Genomic DNA, 16,577 nt, shown 5'->3' with positions numbered 1-16,577 from the left:
GCGCTCAGGCAGGCGCTGGGGCGGCGTTCTCATCCTTGCGCGGCGAGGGCGAGACCGGGCCCAGATGGGCGGTGACCAGGGCGGATTCCATGAACAGGCCGCGCATGATGTGATAGCCCGCAGCGTGGAGCGTCATCCAGGCTATAGCGGGAAGCCAGGCATCAGGCATGTTCGCGCGGCCGATATTCATTCCCCCAAAATTAAAGGAGAAATCCGTCCCGCGGGTCATGTCGAACAGGGCGGGAGCCCCGGCCGTCAGAACGGTCAGCGCGATCAGGGCGCCCACAAAAGGCCATAGATGCCGCTTCACCCCGGAAAACCCGTCAAACACGGACATGCGCCCCTGCGCCATGGTCAGGCTGATCCCGCAGTAGAAGCGCTGCACCACAACGAATAAAACCAACGAAACAGGTACAAGCAAAAACAGAAGCGCGGGCCGGATTGCGGGTAAGGCCTGACCCAGAACAACTATCGGGAAAACCACAGCCATAACCATCAGGCCGATTGCGAACATCAACATTGCCAGCATGATCCAGGCGCGGAACTGAAGCATCTCGTCGGCGCCCAGACGCCATGGGATAAGAGCGGGCGTGGGCTTGCCGCTCAGGAAACGCTGCCAGGCGGTATCCCACACCAGAAGGGCCAGCAGGAAAAGGCAAAGGGCTGTGGGCTGCACCAGACCGGTTTGCCAGCTCTCAAGGCCGAGCCCCTTTAACATGGGCCACACCCACAGGACGCTGGCGAGAATGGCCAGGATGAACAGCCCATCCATGGCCAACAAACGCCCTGCATCCGCAGGCCGGGCCGCGACGGAGCGGAAAAACCGGGTCGCGCCGCCCGCAAATGTGAAACGCTCAACCTTATGAATGCCTGACATGCCGATGTCTCCCCTATAGGGGGATAATGGCCCCGGATGCGGCATGCATCAAGCCCTGGATTGCCTCCGGCGCGCCCTTTAGGCGTTTTTCCCAGCCTCCGGGACGCTATTCGCCCCTCACGCGCCTTGCGAGATCAACGCATCCGCAACAGCGCACTGGGCCCGCGTTGTCTGGCGGCAGGCGCCCAGTGCGGTTTCCAGCCGGGCCTCGATGGCGCGCAAATCGGCGATCTTGGCGCGCACTTCGTCGAGATGGCGCGAGGCCATGATGTCGATCTCGGCGCAGCCCGCCTGGTCATCCTCAAGCAGGTCGAGCATGCCCGCCAGCGTCTCCAGCGCAAAGCCGAGCGCGCGGCCCTGACGGATGAAATTGAGCCGCTCAAGATGGGCGCGCGCATAGATGCGCCGTCCCCCGCCCGTGCGCGCCGGCGCCGGCATCAGCCCGGTCTGTTCGTAATAGCGGATGGTGACGACCTTGCAGCCCGTCAGCCGGGCCAGTTCGCCAATGCTCATCGTGTCGTGCATGTGAGGTCTTGCACCTATAGCAGCTATAGAAAGCACCATAGCCCCGGCACTGATTCCGGCAAGCGCCCGCTTGCCTTGAAAAACCGGGGTAAATGATGACACCGCACGCCGTTTCACCACGCAAGGGCGCACTGGCGCTGTTCTGCGCGCCGGCAGCTCTGGCGGTGCTGGTCACAGGGCTCAGCCTGCCCGCGCCCGCTTACGCCGCCCTCAGCCCCAGCGCCGAGGAGATCGATCAGGTGGTGGTGACCACCACCCGCACCCGCCGGCGCGTGCAGGACGAACCGATCCGGGTGGAGGTGCTGCCGCGCGAGGAGATCGAGGAAAAAGCCATCATGGCGCCGGGCAATATCGCCATCATGCTGGCCGAGACGGGCGGATTGTGGGTGCAGGCCAATTCCGCCGCTCTGGGCTCGGCGGGCGTGCGCGTCCAGGGCATGAGCGAGCGCTACACCCTGCTGCTGGCTGACGGCCTGCCGCTCTATGGCGGACAGGCCGGCTCCATCGGCCTGTTGCAGATCCCGCCCACCGATCTGGGCCGGGTGGAGGTGATCAAGGGCGCGTCCTCCTCGCTCTATGGCGGGGCGGCGCTGGGGGGCGTGATCAATCTGATCAGCCGGCGGCCCGGCGATGACTTCGAGGGCGAGGTGCTGGCCAATATCACCGGCGAGCGCGGGCAGGACCTGACCGCCTACGCCGCCGCGCCGCTCTCTCATTCATGGAGCGCCTCGCTGACCGCGGGCGGGCACTGGCAGGAGCGCCGCGATCTGGACGGCTCGGGCTGGGCGGACATCCCCGCCTATGAGCGCTACACCCTGCGCCCGCGCCTGTTCTGGACCGGCGCCGGCGGCGGCGAGGCGCTGATCACGCTGGGCCATACGCGCGAGACCCGCCGGGGTGGAACGCTCCCGGGCGCCACAGTGCCGGACGGTGCGCCCTTCATGCAGGGCCTGGACACCGAGCGGGTGGATGCCGGGCTCAATCTGGATGTTCCGCTCAGTGACGCCCTGTCCTTCGGCGTGCGCGCCTCGGCCATGCAGACGCGCCACAAGCTGATTTTCGGGCCCGAACGCGAGCGCGACCGCCATCGCACCGGCTTTGCCGAAGCCTCCCTGACCCGCACGGACGGACGCCATACGCTGGTCGGGGGCCTGGCCGTGCAGGTGGATGATTATGTCTCGGACGATTTTGCCGTCTTCGATTACCGCTTCACCGTGCCCGGCGTGTTCGCCCAGTATGATGTGGATGTCAGCGAGGCGCTGACCGTCTCGGCCAGCGTGCGCGCCGATTCCCATAGCGAGTATGGCGAATTTCTCAGCCCGCGCCTGTCCGCGCTGTGGCGCGCCGGGCCCTGGTCGCTGCGCGCTTCGGCGGCCCGCGGCTATGTCGCGCCATCGCCTTTCATCGGTTCGGTGGAGGAAACCGGCCTGTCGCGGCTGGAGCCGCTCTCGGGCCTGCGCGCCGAGGAAGCCGATACGATGTCGTTTGATGTGGGCCGGCGCTTCGGATCGCTGGAGACCAATATCGTGGCCTTCCGCTCGCGCGTGACCCATGAGGCCGCCCTGATCCCCACCGGCAATGTCCAGCCGGACGGCACGGACATCATGCGCGTGATCAATGCGCCCGGCGCCAACGAGACTTATGGCGCAGAGCTTCTGGTGCGCTACCGCTATGATCATTTCGTGGTGACGGGCAGCTATATGCACACCCGCTCCACCCGCACCGATCCGGTGACGGGCTTGCGCGGCCCCACGCCCCAGACCCCGCGCCATTCGGCGGGCTTCGTGGCGATGTGGGAGGATCATGACCGCGGGCGGCTGGGATTCGAGGCGTATTACACCGGCGGGCAGGATGTGGACGACAATCCCTACCGCACCCGCGCGCGGCCTTTCGTGAACATGGGCATACTCGGCGAAATCGTGCTGGGCCGTTTCAGCGTATTCCTCAACGCCGAGAACATCCTGGACATCCGCCAGAGCCGCTATGACCCGCTGGTGCGCCCCTCACGCGCGGCGGACGGGCGCTGGAGCGTGGACGCCTGGGCGCCCACGGACGGGTTCGTGGTCAATGGCGGGATCAGGGTGCGTTTTGGCGCTGCGGCCCATCATGGCCATCATCATGATCATGAGGATCGCCGCCACGATCATTGAGACGGCGCCCGGCCAGCATGGCGTAAAGCCAGGCGGCGGCGGCGGCCATCACGATCAGCTGGGCGTAAACCTGCGGCGGGATGCCGGCGGCCTCGCCCGCCAGGCCGGTGGCGGCGCTGAACACTGATTGCACCACCTCGTCGCCTGACAGGTCCGGGCGCGTGACATAAAGGGCCAGCGCAGGCAGCGTCACCGCCAGGGCGTTGAACACCCCGTGAGCGCCCGCCGCCTCCCATATCGAGCCGCGCAACAAGCTGGCCAGCGCGAACACCAGCCCCATCAGCCCGATGGTCGCCAGCGCCAGGGATCCGAACGCCAGCCCGGAGGCGAACACATGGACATGGAAGATCATGAAGATCAGGCTGGAGACCAGGACGCCGGCGCGCACGCCCCAGCGCGCGGCCAGCGCGCTCATCAGCCAGCCGCGGAACACCAGCTCCTCCACCGCGCCCTGGATCAAAAAGACCAGGCCGATAAAGCCCAGCATGGCCAGGAAACCCGCTGACAGCGGGCGAAAGCCTGCAGCCTGCGCGCCCTCGTCCTGAGCGGCGCCCGGCGCATCGGCCGCGCCCACAGCGGTGAGACTGTCTCCGGTAATCGCCGATATCCCCGCCCCGGCCATGGCGGTGAAGCCGATCAGCGCCAGCGCCAGTCCCGCGCCCAGCAAGAGCCGGCCCGGAACGCCGCGCCCTTCAAGACCCAGGCTCGCCGGGCCGCGCCGCTCCATAACGCCCGCCCACACGCCCGTCAGCACCCCCCAGATGACAAATTGCGCCAGCAGGAGCGAGAACATCATCAGGGGCGGCGGCAGGGCCTCGCCCGTGGCGATCACATGAGCCGCCGTGGCGATGATCACCGGCAGATTGGCCAGGGCGTAAAACCCCACCAGCACCGCGATGGAGACTGCGCCGGGATAGCTGCGCGCCTGCTCGGGCCAGGGCGCAAACAACGCCGTGCGGATCATGCCCCGGCGCCCTGCAGGTGAGCCTGATCCCTCACCGGCGCACGCCATGCCAGCGTCACGCCGATCCCGCGCATGATGGCGTAGGTCACCAGATAGAGAACGGACACAACCAGCGAGTCCACCACCAGCCACACAGCCGTATCCGGCGCTCCGGACAGGCTGGCGAAAGCGATGTAGGGCTGGAAGAAGCTCTCCGCGTCCAGAGCCGGATCAAAGCTGGCCGTCATCATCTCCACATGGGCGCGCAGCACCGGGGACCAGTTCTGCCCGATCAGGGCATACCCCCCGATCAGCCCGCCATAGAGGCCTAAAGCGATGATCCAGGCCGCCACCGTGCGCCAGAGCGCGCCCTTGGTGGCGCGCCAGGCTGCGCCCAGATCGAGCGTGCGGCGCATCACCGCCAGCGCCGGGAGGGCGGAGAATTTGGCCAGCAGGACCCCTGTGACGATGAGCGGAACGAGCACGATAGTGACCATCATGGGAGCAGAAAAAAACGATCCATCCACATCGCCGCCAATCACCATGAAGATGCCCGCGATCATCATGAGAACCATCATCAGGATGAACGATACGATCAGCGCCGCCATATAGATGGCGAACAGAACCAGATGGGACAGCGCCAGATGACCCAGCTCCGCCCAGTGGAAGCGCCAGGGCCGTTCCTCATTGTTGAAAAGGCGCAGCCAGATCGTTTCGAGCCAGAGCCAGAAGGGAAGGAACACTATCATGTACAGCCATGACATCAGGTTGGCGCGCTGCAACTGGCCGCTGACTTCGTCCCAGCGCTCACCTGCGTTCTCCAACGCCAGTGCTATGTCGATATAAGCTTGCGTGGTCAGCCAGAACAGGCCGGCCTGGGTCAGCACGGTCACCAGCGACACACTCATGAAAGCCGCCGGCCGGCGGCTGAGCACGGTCAGCCACAGCCCCAGCGCCGCGCGTACGGAAAACCGCGCCGGCGCCGTCCCGCCAGCGCTCATCCCGCCGTCTCCGGCGCCGGCGCGGCGGCTTCAGCGCCAATGGCGGCGTCCGCGTCGCCATGGCGCTTGGCCACATAGGCGCCCACGCCATGCCACAGGCCCTCGAACGCGATCTGGAACAGGTACTGGCTCAGGATAATGACGCTGAGAACCACGATCCCGGTGGTCGAGGTCAGGGTCTCGCCCAACAGGGCCAGCATGACCTGCGGATCGCCGCCTTCATCCAGCCGCATGAGCTGGGCCATCAGATCGGCGGCGCCGAACAGGATGGCCACCTGCTGGATCATGGAGATCACGACCGCCCCGGCGATCCAGACAACGATCAGGGTGAGATAGGACAGGAACATCATGCCGGCGACATTTTTCGATGCGCTGACCGCTTCGAACAGGCGGAAGCGGCGCTGATGCACGCTCAGGGCCGGCGCAGCAGCGAAGCGCAGGCAGATCATGATGATCGCGACCAGAGCGGCGATCACGGCGATCGTGCCTGCCAGCGCCACCGCCGCCGTGCCCCCAAATCCGTCAGCGCCGCCCGCAACGGCCACAATGACGGCCACCAGGGCGATGGTCAGCAGATAGGCCAATGTCCAGAAGGCGATGAAGATCAGATTCACGCCCAGAAGGCGGATCTCGTCGCCGCCGAGGCGGAAGGGTATGCCCGGCTTGATCTCGTCGCGGGTCAGCAGTCTGAGCCAGGCGCCCTGGAACATCAGGGCGAACACCAGGAATGCAAGGGTAATGAGTATGATCAGGCCCATGACCTGCATGACCACCGCGGCCATCTCGGCCTCGACATCCATCTCTCCGGCCCGGGACATCAGCTCGAAGAGCGGCCAGAAGACGGCGATCATGGCCGCTGTGGCCGCGCCGATCAGCACAAGCTGCCAGGCGGCGATCCAGAGCGCGCCCATGGGGCGGCGCCCTACCGCGATGAAAAACTGGAACGTTCCCGCAGCGAAATCATAGCGTGGCTGGCTCATGGCGCACCCCCTTCGTCTTGACCCCAGAGGCGGGCAGATTAACGCGCGCCTGCGCCTGCGTCTCGGGAAATTACGCCTCCAGAGGGGAATCTGACTGATATTTCACGTACAGCGCCCCCAGCGCCGCACAGGCCGGCGCAGCGGCCAGCGCGATCTTCAACAGGCCATGGAGCGCGCCCAGCCCCGCGATCAACGCCAGCGGCGCCGCCTCGCCCTCAGCGCCCTGATAAGGCAGGCCCGGCCATATCCCTGTCAGGGACGCCGCAGCGGCGTTCCAGGCGATGAGGATGACAAGCCCCGGCGCGGCGGCGGCCAGCAGGGTCAGGCCGATCTCCACCCAGCGTCCCGACGAGGCCGGCCAGATCGACAGAACACGGATGCGCGCCGAATCCACCGTCGAGGGCAGGCTGAACGCCAGCCGCGCGGCGAACCACAGGGAGAAACCGGCAAAAGCGGCCATGATCACGATGGCCACAATCCACTCTCCGGTTCCGAACAGGGCGAAAATATCCACCGGTCCGGCGGGCGGCTGGGCGGTGACATCCACATTGATGACCGCCAGCGCCGTGATCATGAACATCAGCGCCAGCCCGGCCGTGCCCAGCACAGTGAACAACAGCACCCAGATCAGCGCCATCACGCCCAGCAGCCGGCGCTCGTCCTGGCCAAGCGAGAGCCGCGCGCCCTGCCCCAGACCCAGGCGCACAAAGGCGGCTGCGGCCGGGATCACCGCAACGAAGCCCGCCAGCATGGCCAGCAGCCAGTGCCAGAGCGGACCCTCTGCTGCCGACAGGCGCGCAGCGGTCACCGCTTCCAGCGCGTAGGCCAGCGCATAGACGCCGCCTGCGAGCAGCGCGAGGCGGGCATGGCGCACCGTCAGGGCGAGCCCTGTGCGGGCGCTGGTCATATCCAGAAGTTTCATGGCGCGGGAGTTAGCGTGAAACGCCCCTTGCGCCAAGGCGGTGCGCCATCAGGGCGCAGACACGCCCTCGGGACACAGCTCGCTGCGCACGCCCCGGTCATCCTGCACGAACAGGCAGGGGGTGAATTTGAAGTGAATGATCATGTTGTGCCTGGCGACGCCTTGCATGTCATACGTGCCCTCAATCTGCGCCGCCATATCGCGCAGGCTGTCAGGATAGGCGTAAACGGGCCGCACCACGGCATACCGGTTCGACGGATTGCGGGTGCGGGCGAAGAGAATGCCGGCCTGGTGAGAGGCTGACGCCGCATTCAGCTCGGGAAGCACCGCTTCACACCCGCGCGCGCGGCGCGGACGGGGCGTATGCAGGAAAGGCGAGCGCGCGAAACGCGGGTCCAGACCGGGCGACAGCCCCGGTTCGATGGCATAATCGCGCGCGATCCGGCGCTGCTGCCCGTCCAGGCCGCGGGCCACACGGTCCAGCCGGCTGGCCGCCCAGAAAAAATACCCGTGAGGTTCCTCGATCTGACCGGCCTTGGCGGCGATGGCGGCCATGAACGCCAGGCGCGCGCCATCGGGCGTGCCCAGGCAGTTCGTTGCGGCCAGCCCATCATAGGCCTGGGCCGCGTGAGCGCCCGCCTCGGCCAGGCGTCCTTCATTCCACGCAAGCGCGGCGTCCCGGGCCAGGGCGCGCACATCGGCTTGCTGCGGCTGCGCGGGCGTTGCGAGCGCCAGGATCAGCAAGATCAGCATGGCGCTCATCCTCTCAGGCGGAAGTCCAGCATGGTCTGCACGCCCTCATGATCGACGGGCTGCCCATCCACCATTCGCGGCTCGTAGCGCCATCGGCGCACGGCTCTCAGCGCCTCTTCGCCGAAGATGGTATGCGGGGCCGAGAACACGACCTCGGCGTCCTTGACGCGGCCATCTGCGCCGACCGTGAACGAGACCAGCGCCACGCCTTCCAGCGAGGCCTGGGCGGCCGCCATGGGATAGCTGGGCGAGGCCCGGGAGATGGGCCGGGCCGGGCGGTTATTCGGGTCATAGGGCGCCGATTGAGCGCTGGCCCGGCCGTCCGCCTCTTCGGCGGCGTCGTCTTCGGCGCCGTCCTCTTGGGCGTCATCATGTTCATCGTCCGTGATGAAACCGGCCTGATAAAGCCGCGTGATCAGTTCGCGGCGCTGGCCTTGGGTCATGCGCGAGCGGGCATAGCGCGCCCAGGCCTCGGACACCGTTGACAGATGCGGGCTGGAGCCCCGCAGGCGGAACTGGTGATCGGCGGCGGCGAACCACCAGGCCGACTCGGCGTGGCGGCGCTGGAGCGCGCTCTCCACCCCGGCATAGAACGCCATCAGTCCCGACAGGACAAATTGGTCATAGCCCGCAGGCTCCATCAGCTCGAGCGCCTCACGCGCCGTGCGGCCGGCATCATTGATCGAACTCTGCCGCCACTGGGTCCGGGAGCGCACCACCAGAGCGTCTGCAATCGCGCGGTCACGCACCGGATCGGCGCCCGCCGGCCCGGCAGCCTCCAGGACCTGGTTCACATAGTTCAGGGCCTGCCGGAAATTATCCTCGCTGTGATAGGCGTCCGCGATCAGGCCGAGCACGCGCACCCGGCTGTTCAGATGGCTGTCGTCCAGGCCTTCATAGAGGCTGGCGGCCAGGCTCAGCTTGGCGCGCGCGCCGGGAAAATCCTGACGCAAATAGACATACTGGCCCGCCGTGTCGGCCAGGATCGCGCGGGTCAGCGCATCGGCGCCGTCGCGTTCAGCGGCCAGATGCGCCTCGATGGCCGCATCGCCAGCGGCTTGCCTATCGCCCGCCTCGCGCGCAGCGAGATGGCGCGCCCAGGCGTCAGATACCGCCTGGGAGAGATAATCTCCGTCCTCGTCGGCGAAGGCCGGCGCCGGCACAAGTGTGGCCGCCAGCACGAGGGCTGCGGCCAGACAGGCAGCGATGTGTTTCATGGCGGATCCCCTTCCCGGTCACTCTCCCGGCAAGGGAAGCGCACCCAGGCCTGCACCGTCAACTTGAAACGCCCTGATCGTGATGCTTTTGATCGGGACGCACGGCGCGTATACCTGCCTCCCATGACAGACCCGATACACATCATTGGCGGCGGCATGGCCGGTTCCGAGGCCGCCTGGCAGGCCGCCGAGGCCGGCGCGCGCGTGGTCCTGCACGAGATGCGGCCTGTGCGCGGGACCGAGGCGCACCAGACCGACGGCCTGGCCGAGCTGGTGTGCTCCAACTCCTTCCGCTCGGACGATCACGAGACCAATGCGGTGGGCTTGCTCCATGAGGAGATGCGCCGGGCCGGGTCGATCATCATGGCCAAGGCGGCGATCGCGCGCGTGCCCGCCGGCGGCGCGCTGGCGGTGGACCGCGAGGTGTTCAGCCAAGCCGTGACGGCGGCGCTGGAAGCCCATCCGCGCATCGAGATCGTGCGTGAGGAGATGGCGGGCCTGCCGCCGGAGGACTGGGACAGCGTGATCATCGCCACCGGCCCCCTCACCTCGCCGGCCCTGGCCGAGGCGGTGCACGGGCTCACCGGCGAGGGGGAACTGGCCTTCTTCGACGCCATCGCGCCCATCCTCCACGCCGACAGCATCGATATGGACGTGGCGTGGAAACAGTCGCGCTATGACAAGGGCGACACGCAAGAGGACAAGGCCGCCTATATCAACTGCCCCATGGACCGCGATCAGTATGAGGGCTTCATCGACGCGCTGATCGCCGCGCCCAAGACCGAGTTCAAGGACTGGGAGAAGTACACGCCCTATTTCGACGGCTGCCTGCCGGTCGAGGTGATGGCCGAGCGCGGACGCGAGACGCTGCGCCACGGGCCGATGAAGCCGCGCGGCCTGACCAACGCCCACAAGCCGGACGAAAAGCCCTACGCCGTGGTGCAGCTGCGCCAGGACAATGCGCTGGGCACGCTGTTCAACATGGTCGGCTTCCAGACCAAGATGAAATATGGCGCGCAAACCGATGTTTTCAGACTGATTCCGGGACTGGAGAATGCCAGCTTCGCGCGTCTGGGCGGCATTCACCGCAACACCTTTCTGAACTCGCCGCGCCTGCTGGACCCGGTCATGCGCCTCAAGGCGCGGCCCTCCTTGCGCTTCGCCGGACAGATCACGGGCGTGGAGGGTTATGTGGAAAGCGCGGCCATGGGCCTGCTGGCGGGCCGCTTCGCCGCCGCCGAGCGCCTGGGCCAGCCGGTCAGCGCGCCGCCGCCGGACACGGCGCTGGGGGCGCTACTGGCGCATATCACCACCGGCCACGTGCCGGGCAGGAAGGGCGCCTTCCAGCCCATGAACGTCAATTTCGGCCTGTTCCCGCCCATGGATGCGCCCAGCCGCGGCCCCGATGGCGAACGCCTGCGCGGCGCGGCCAAGACTCAGGCGAAAAAACGCCTGATGACCGCCCGGGCGCTGGCCGCTTGCGATGAATGGCTGGGCGTGACGGCGCAGGCGGCGGAGTGAGCTAGGCCGCCACGCCTTCCTTCACCCGGAATTTCGCTTCGGTCTGGGCTTCGATCAGCTCCAGCGTCACGTCCGGCGCCATTTCGACCAGCTCCAGCCCGTCCTCGACCACGTCGAACACGCCCAGCGTGGTGATGATGCGGTCGACACACGCCTTGCCGGTGAGCGGCAGGGCGCATTCTTTCAGGAGCTTGGGCTCGCCGGCCTTGTTGGCGTGATCCATGATCACCACCACGCGCTGCACGCCGGCCACCAGATCCATGGCGCCGCCCATGCCCTTGACCATCTTGCCCGGGATCATCCAGTTGGCGATGTCGCCCTTCTCCGAGACCTCCATGGCGCCCAGGATGGACAGGTCGATATGGCCGCCGCGGATCATGGCGAAGCTGTCGGCCGAGCTGAAATAGCTGGTGTGGGGCAGTTCGGTGATGGTCTGCTTGCCCGCATTGATCAGGTCGGGATCGACCTCGTTCTCGCGCGGGAACGGCCCCATGCCCAGCATGCCGTTCTCCGACTGCAAGGTGACGTCCATCCCGTCGGGGATGTGATTGGCCACCAGGGTGGGAATGCCAATGCCCAGATTGACGTAAAAGCCGTCCTGCAGCTCCTTGGCGGCGCGCTCGGCGAGTTGGTCGCGGGTCCAGGCCATGGTCAGTCTCCTTATGCGGGCGCGGCGTTGCGGCCCGGTGTCATTCAACGCGGCCGGCCCGGCCGGACTCAACCGGACGGACCGTTATTCAAGTCAGACCCTGCCTGCGCCCGAAGGGACGCCGGGGGTCAGCGCGAGGCGCCGCGCAAGGCGTCGGCGGCCTGGCGGTTATCCTCTGGCAGGCTGGCGCCCCCGGCGCGCGCCCGGTCGAGCTGGATGCGCAGGGCGAGATCGCGGGCTGCGGCCTCATTGGGCACCACATAGAGATTTTGCGTGCGGCACTGGCGCGTGCCCGAATACACGGTGCGCGGCGCGCACAGGGCGGCGCTGGCGGGCAGAACCCGGCGGCCCACGTCCAGCATGCGGCACGAGCGCTCGAACTCGATCAGCACGCTGCGCGCCTGACCCGACACCTCCACCCAGTGGAAGCGCTGGTCATAGACATCGTCGGTCAGCCAGGCCTCGCGGCGGAAGTCATTGGGCGCATTCAGGCAGCGCTCGGCGACCTTGAATTCGGCCGGCTCGGCATTGAGGAAATCGGTCTCGCCCGCAAGAGCGGACGGGACAAAGAGAAGAGCGGCGGCGGCGGACAGGGCCGCCAGTGCGGTGAGCGAGCGCATGGATTTGGACCTCCGGCAGGATGAGCGGGACCTGGCCATGATAGCAGAGATACTCCCCTGACGCCTTATTCCAATTGTGACAGTTTCCCTGCACAGGCGCTTTGGTGTGCGCGTCAGCTGCGCACCGTGCGCTGTTCGATGCGCTTCTCGTGCTGGCCCTGGATCAGGCGCTGCACGAAAATGCCCGGCGTGTGGATGGCGTCGGAGTCCAGCGCGCCCACCGGCACGATCTCTTCGACCTCGGCCACCGTCACCTTGCCGGCCGTGGCCATCATCGGATTGAAATTGCGCGCGGTCTTGCGGAAGACCAGATTGCCCGCCGCATCGGCCTTCCAGGCCTTGACCAGGGAGACATCGGCGATCAGGCCGGTCTCCATGATATAGGTCTCGCCATTGAAGTCCTTGTGCTCCTTGCCCTCGGCCACCAGCGTGCCCACGCCGGTCTTGGTGTAGAAGCCGGGAATGCCCGCTCCGCCGGCGCGGATGCGCTCGGCCAGCGTGCCCTGGGGATTGAATTCCAGCTCCAGCTCGCCGGAGAGATATTGCTTCTCGAAGGTCTTGTTCTCCCCCACATAGGACGAGATCATCTTCTTGATCTGGCGGGTGTGCAGCAACAGACCCAGGCCGAAATCATCCACCCCGGCATTGTTGGAGATGACGGTCAGATCGGTGACGGCGCTGTCGCGCAGGGCCGTGATCAGGTTCTCGGGGATGCCGCACAGGCCAAAACCGCCGGCCATCAGCGTCATGCCGTCAAACAACAGCCCATCAAGCGCGGACGCCGCATCGGGATAAATCTTGTCAGCCACGCGAGGGCCTCCCTGAGATCAGAATTTCAACGCTCGTTGTATAATGCCCCGGACGGGGCGAAGCCAAGCGGCGAACCGCACCTTCCAGAGCGGGCTGGCGCGGGGATAACCGATCTGGCTGGCGCGGTCCATGAGGGCTATTGATCATTCTGGCGGAAGTAATGCTTGTCGGTTTCCACTGCGATGGCCCCGCCGAAGAACAACACATAGGCCGCCCAGTAGATCCAGATCAGGAACACGATCACCGCGCCCAGCGAGCCATAGATCGAGGCGTTCACGAAGGCGGTGACATAGCTGGTGAAGCCCGCTGACAGCGTCAGCCACAGCAGCGTGGACGTGCCCGCCCCGATCAGGCAGGCCGCCCAGCTGGTCTCGCCCGTGCGCTGCATGACATAGCGGTACAATAGCGCCAGCACCAGGAACATGCCGCCCAGCGACAGCGTCACCGGATTGATCACCGTGTCCACATCGCGTCCATCCAGGCCCAGCGCGTCCAGCGCGGGATGCAGCAGGGCCGGCACGAAGATCACCGTCAGATTGGCCGCAATCAACAGCCCGATCCCGACCAGGACGGCCATCAGGGCGACGAGATTATAGCGCACGAGCGATCGCAGCCCCTCGCGCCCGGCGATGGCGTTGAGGCCCGTTATCACGGCCTTGGCGCCTCTGGAGGCGGCGAACAGCGCAATCACCAGCGCAATGGCGCCCTGCAGGGTCAGCGCCGTGGAGGAGGTGGTGGCCAGAAGCGACAGCTGGTTCATCAGGAAGCGGCCGACATCGTCGGGAAGCAATTGCGCCATCTCGCTCACCTGCTCATAGGCGCCCGCCTCGTCATGGATCAGCCCGTAGACCGAGGCCAGCACGGCAAAGGCGGGAAACAGGCCCAGCAGCGCAAAGAAGGAAGCGCCGCCCGCAAACAGCATCACCTCGCGCTGGAAGATGCGCTGAAAAGCGCGCACGGGGATCGCCACCGGGCCGATGCGCATGATGGCGCCGGTCAGGGGCTTGAGCCGGTCTAGCTGTGCTTTCAGCACGATGCAGGGCCTTCCGCGTTGCGCGCCACCGTTCTAGGGCGAATAGCGCCCGGATTGAAGCGCCGGGCCGGAGCTAGCTGCGCGGGCCGAGCGCGCCCCCGGCCTCAAGCGCGGCGATCTCGTCTGCGCCAAAGCCCCAGTCGGCCAGCACCTCCCGGGTATGCTCTCCCGGGCGGGGCGCCGGACCCTGTATGGCGCCAGGCGTGCGCGAGAAGCGCGGCGCAGGCGCGGCCTGCATCACCCCGTCCACCTCGGTGAACACGCCGCGCGCCTGCATGTGAGGATGGTGCGGCGCCTCGCGAATATCCAGCACCGGCGCAAAACACGCATCGGCGCCCTCCAGCAGCGCCGTCCAGTGATCGCGGGGCCGGGAGGCGAATACATCCGCCAGCGCCTGGCGCAGGGCCGGCCATTGGGCGCCGTCATATTGCGCCGCAGCCGCCGGGTGATCCTTCAGGCCCAGCCGGTCCATGAGCAGCGTGTAGAATTCAGGCTCCAGCGGCGCGACGGACACGAATTTGCCGTCCGCGCAAGGGTAGGTGTCGTAAAACGGCGCCCCGCCATCGAGCAGGTTCTCCCCGCGCGGCGCATTCCACAGCCCCATGGCGGCCAGCTGGTGCACCGCCGCCATCAGATGGGCGGTCCCGTCCACAATGGCGGCATCCACCACCTGGCCCTCGCCGCTGGCGCGGGCATGATGCAGGGCGGCCAGCACGCCGACGGCCAGATACATCGACCCGCCGCCGAAATCGCCCACCACATTGACCGGCGGGACCGGCTTGTCCTTCGGGCCGATGGCGTCCAGCGCGCCGGTCAGCGCGATATAATTGAGATCATGGCCCGCCGTATGAGCCAGCGGCCCGTGCTGGCCCCAGCCGGTCATGCGTCCATAGACGAGCCCCGGATTGGCCTTCAGGCACACATCCGGCCCCAGGCCCAGACGCTCCATCACGCCGGGGCGATAGCCCTCCAAAAGGATGTCAGCGGACTTTATGAGTTTGACGCAAGCGGCTACCGCATCTTTGTTTTTCAGATTGAAAGCGGCGCTCTTGCGGCCCCGGGCCAGCACCTCGGCGGCCCCGCCCCCGCCTGCGCCGGGCCGGTCGATGCGGATCACCTGCGCGCCCAGGTCCGAGAGCAGCATGGCGCAGAAGGGCGCCGGGCCCAGCCCGACAAATTCCACCACTTTAACGTCATGCAAAGGGCCTTGTGCTTTGTTCTGTCTGGACATTCCAATTTACCGGGGCTGAGAGACGGGAAAACGGGTTGTGGCGCCGAAGCAAGACAGACACAATACGCCCGGGTCAATCCGCGGGGGGAGCATGGGCCGTGCGTATTCGATCCTGGTCCTGGCGCAAGGCGATCTCGCCATCGAGGCGTCCGCCGGCCTGAAAGGGCTGGGCTTCGCTGTCACTATGGCTGCGCCGGACGCTGCGCCGGGCGGCGCGTTCGAAGCTGTCGTCTCTTTCAGCCCTGTACGGTCAAGCGTCGTGGCTGACCGCATCCATCTGGCTGTCGGCGATCATGCCGCGCCGGGAGCGGGCGCGCGCCTGCAAACCGGCGCCCATCCCATCCAGATCGCCGCGCGCCTGCGCGCCCTGATACGCCTGAGCGTTCTGGAGGATGCTGCGGACCTGCGCGCCGCCGATGCGCGGGCGGCAGGCGTGAACCCGGCCGCAGCGCCGGTGAGCCATGATAGCGGCGGCGTGCTGTTCGTGGGCGCGCCCTGCCCGGCCTTTCTGCGCCTGGAGCACGCCCTGCGCGGCGCCAATGTGGACACCATCGCGGCGTTCTCCACCTTCACCGCCTTTGACTATCTCCATGAGCGCGCGTTTGACGCGGTGGTGCTCAATACCGAACCCGACGCCGAACTGGCCCATACCGTGTGCTCGGCCATGCGCCGCAATACCCGGCTCTATCACACCCCGGCCATCCTGCTGACGCGCGGCGAAGCCTATGCCGGCGCGGATGAGGCGTTTGCGCGCGGGGCGTCCGATCTGTTGAGCGCCCGCGCCGGTGATGACGACATGCGCCAGCGGGTCACCGCCCTGGCGCTGGAGCGCCGCCGGCGCCGGCGCGCCAAGGCGCTGCTGGAAGCCTGCCGGGCCCCGGCCTTTCTCGATCAGAGCACCGATCTGTTCGCCCTGGCCTTTGGCGAGCGCCATCTGGCGTCCCTGCTGGAGCGCATGGCGGCGCGCGGACAGGCCCTGTCCCTGGTGGCGCTCACCGCCGAAGCGCCTGCCCATTGCGGCGCATCGCACGTCTCCGCCGCGCTCGACCAGTTCGCCTCCATGCTGCGCCATTGCGTGCGGGCCGAGGATCTCGCCGTGCGCGCGGACGCCGGACGTTTCTGGCTCGCCCTGCCCAATACGCGCCCCGAAGACGCCCAGCTGGTAGCGGCGCGCGTGGCGGCCATCGCCGAATGCACCGCCTATGAGGGCCGCGACCCGCTGCAGCCCTTCCGTCTGGACGTGATCAGCCATGTGTTCGAGCCCGCACCCGGCGGCGATGTGCCCTCGGTGCTGGCCAGCGCGTTCAGCGCACAGCCCGCCATGCGCGCCGCCGCAGGCTGATCC

The 16,577-nt window shown here is 67.1% G+C and carries 16 protein-coding genes; 3 read left to right on the top strand and 13 right to left on the bottom strand.

The genetic code is table 11. The features are described 5' to 3' along the window. Positions 1 to 4: 4 nt before the first annotated feature. Complete coding sequence (locus F1654_RS01590; RefSeq protein ID WP_150021753.1) at positions 5 to 922, bottom strand: hypothetical protein; 918 nt, start codon at positions 920 to 922, stop codon at positions 5 to 7. Positions 923 to 994: 72 nt separating this feature from the next. Next, positions 995 to 1,402 (bottom strand): MerR family transcriptional regulator, encoded by a 408-nt coding sequence (locus F1654_RS01585; protein WP_150021752.1) that lies wholly within the window; start codon positions 1,400 to 1,402, stop codon positions 995 to 997. A gap of 95 nt (positions 1,403 to 1,497) precedes the next feature. Between F1654_RS01585 and F1654_RS01580 the strand changes: the two genes are divergently transcribed. Further along, positions 1,498 to 3,552, top strand: a complete 2,055-nt coding sequence (locus tag F1654_RS01580; protein ID WP_150021751.1) for a TonB-dependent receptor plug domain-containing protein — start codon at positions 1,498 to 1,500, stop codon at positions 3,550 to 3,552. On the opposite strand, the gene F1654_RS01575 is transcribed toward F1654_RS01580, so the two are convergent. The 6 genes from F1654_RS01575 to F1654_RS01550 all read right to left on the bottom strand — a co-directional run bounded on the left by F1654_RS01575 (position 3,479) and on the right by F1654_RS01550 (position 9,368). Further along, positions 3,479 to 4,516: a CPBP family intramembrane glutamic endopeptidase gene (locus tag F1654_RS01575; protein ID WP_199200416.1), complete on the bottom strand. Its 1,038-nt coding sequence runs from the start codon at positions 4,514 to 4,516 to the stop codon at positions 3,479 to 3,481. The two genes, F1654_RS01580 and F1654_RS01575, sit on opposite strands and share 74 nt — an antisense overlap. Beyond that, positions 4,513 to 5,496: a hypothetical protein gene (locus F1654_RS01570; RefSeq protein ID WP_150021749.1), complete on the bottom strand. Its 984-nt coding sequence runs from the start codon at positions 5,494 to 5,496 to the stop codon at positions 4,513 to 4,515. Before F1654_RS01570 ends, F1654_RS01575 begins: the two co-directional genes overlap by 4 nt. Continuing rightward, positions 5,493 to 6,476 carry a hypothetical protein gene (locus tag F1654_RS01565; protein ID WP_150021748.1) on the bottom strand — a complete coding sequence of 328 codons (984 nt, stop codon included), beginning with the start codon at positions 6,474 to 6,476 and terminating at the stop codon, positions 5,493 to 5,495. The genes F1654_RS01570 and F1654_RS01565 overlap by 4 nt, the downstream gene beginning before the upstream one ends. A 70-nt stretch (positions 6,477 to 6,546) precedes the next feature. Further along, entirely contained in the window at positions 6,547 to 7,398 is an 852-nt protein-coding gene (locus F1654_RS01560; RefSeq protein WP_150021747.1) for a hypothetical protein, read from the bottom strand. Between the two features lie 48 nt (positions 7,399 to 7,446). Continuing rightward, positions 7,447 to 8,151 carry a hypothetical protein gene (locus F1654_RS01555; protein ID WP_150021746.1) on the bottom strand — a complete coding sequence of 235 codons (705 nt, stop codon included), beginning with the start codon at positions 8,149 to 8,151 and terminating at the stop codon, positions 7,447 to 7,449. Positions 8,152 to 8,156: 5 nt separating this feature from the next. After that, the gene (locus F1654_RS01550; protein WP_150021745.1) at positions 8,157 to 9,368 is read right to left on the bottom strand and encodes an energy transducer TonB; all 1,212 of its coding nucleotides are present in this window, start codon (positions 9,366 to 9,368) and stop codon (positions 8,157 to 8,159) included. Between the two features lie 123 nt (positions 9,369 to 9,491). On the opposite strand from F1654_RS01550, the gene trmFO reads away from it, so the two are divergent. Then, positions 9,492 to 10,889 carry a methylenetetrahydrofolate--tRNA-(uracil(54)-C(5))-methyltransferase (FADH(2)-oxidizing) TrmFO gene (trmFO, locus tag F1654_RS01545; protein WP_150021744.1) on the top strand — a complete coding sequence of 466 codons (1,398 nt, stop codon included), beginning with the start codon at positions 9,492 to 9,494 and terminating at the stop codon, positions 10,887 to 10,889. Position 10,890: 1 nt separating this feature from the next. Here the strand turns inward: trmFO and F1654_RS01540 are convergent, their stop codons facing one another. The 5 genes from F1654_RS01540 to F1654_RS01520 all read right to left on the bottom strand — a co-directional run bounded on the left by F1654_RS01540 (position 10,891) and on the right by F1654_RS01520 (position 15,232). Then, positions 10,891 to 11,538, bottom strand: coding sequence for a CoA transferase subunit B (locus F1654_RS01540; protein ID WP_150021743.1), 648 nt, complete (start codon positions 11,536 to 11,538; stop codon positions 10,891 to 10,893). A gap of 128 nt (positions 11,539 to 11,666) precedes the next feature. Beyond that, positions 11,667 to 12,158 (bottom strand): hypothetical protein, encoded by a 492-nt coding sequence (locus F1654_RS01535; RefSeq protein WP_150021742.1) that lies wholly within the window; start codon positions 12,156 to 12,158, stop codon positions 11,667 to 11,669. A gap of 113 nt (positions 12,159 to 12,271) precedes the next feature. Further along, positions 12,272 to 12,967 carry a CoA transferase subunit A gene (locus F1654_RS01530; RefSeq protein WP_150021741.1) on the bottom strand — a complete coding sequence of 232 codons (696 nt, stop codon included), beginning with the start codon at positions 12,965 to 12,967 and terminating at the stop codon, positions 12,272 to 12,274. 137 nt (positions 12,968 to 13,104) lie between these two features. Continuing rightward, on the bottom strand, positions 13,105 to 14,001 hold the full coding sequence (locus tag F1654_RS01525) for a YihY/virulence factor BrkB family protein (RefSeq protein WP_233205057.1): 897 nt from the start codon (positions 13,999 to 14,001) through the stop codon (positions 13,105 to 13,107). A gap of 73 nt (positions 14,002 to 14,074) precedes the next feature. Continuing rightward, the gene (locus tag F1654_RS01520; RefSeq protein WP_150021740.1) at positions 14,075 to 15,232 is read right to left on the bottom strand and encodes a CaiB/BaiF CoA transferase family protein; all 1,158 of its coding nucleotides are present in this window, start codon (positions 15,230 to 15,232) and stop codon (positions 14,075 to 14,077) included. A 91-nt stretch (positions 15,233 to 15,323) separates the two neighbouring features. On the opposite strand from F1654_RS01520, the gene F1654_RS01515 reads away from it, so the two are divergent. After that, positions 15,324 to 16,574, top strand: coding sequence for a diguanylate cyclase domain-containing protein (locus F1654_RS01515; protein WP_150021739.1), 1,251 nt, complete (start codon positions 15,324 to 15,326; stop codon positions 16,572 to 16,574). The last annotated feature ends 3 nt before the right edge of the window (positions 16,575 to 16,577 follow it).

It is taken from the genome of Alkalicaulis satelles, assembly GCF_008630495.1.
Lineage (GTDB): Bacteria > Pseudomonadota > Alphaproteobacteria > Caulobacterales > Maricaulaceae > Oceanicaulis > Oceanicaulis satelles.
The sequence above is the reverse complement of the archived record's forward strand: the minus strand, read 5'-3'. Positions and strand labels throughout refer to the sequence as shown.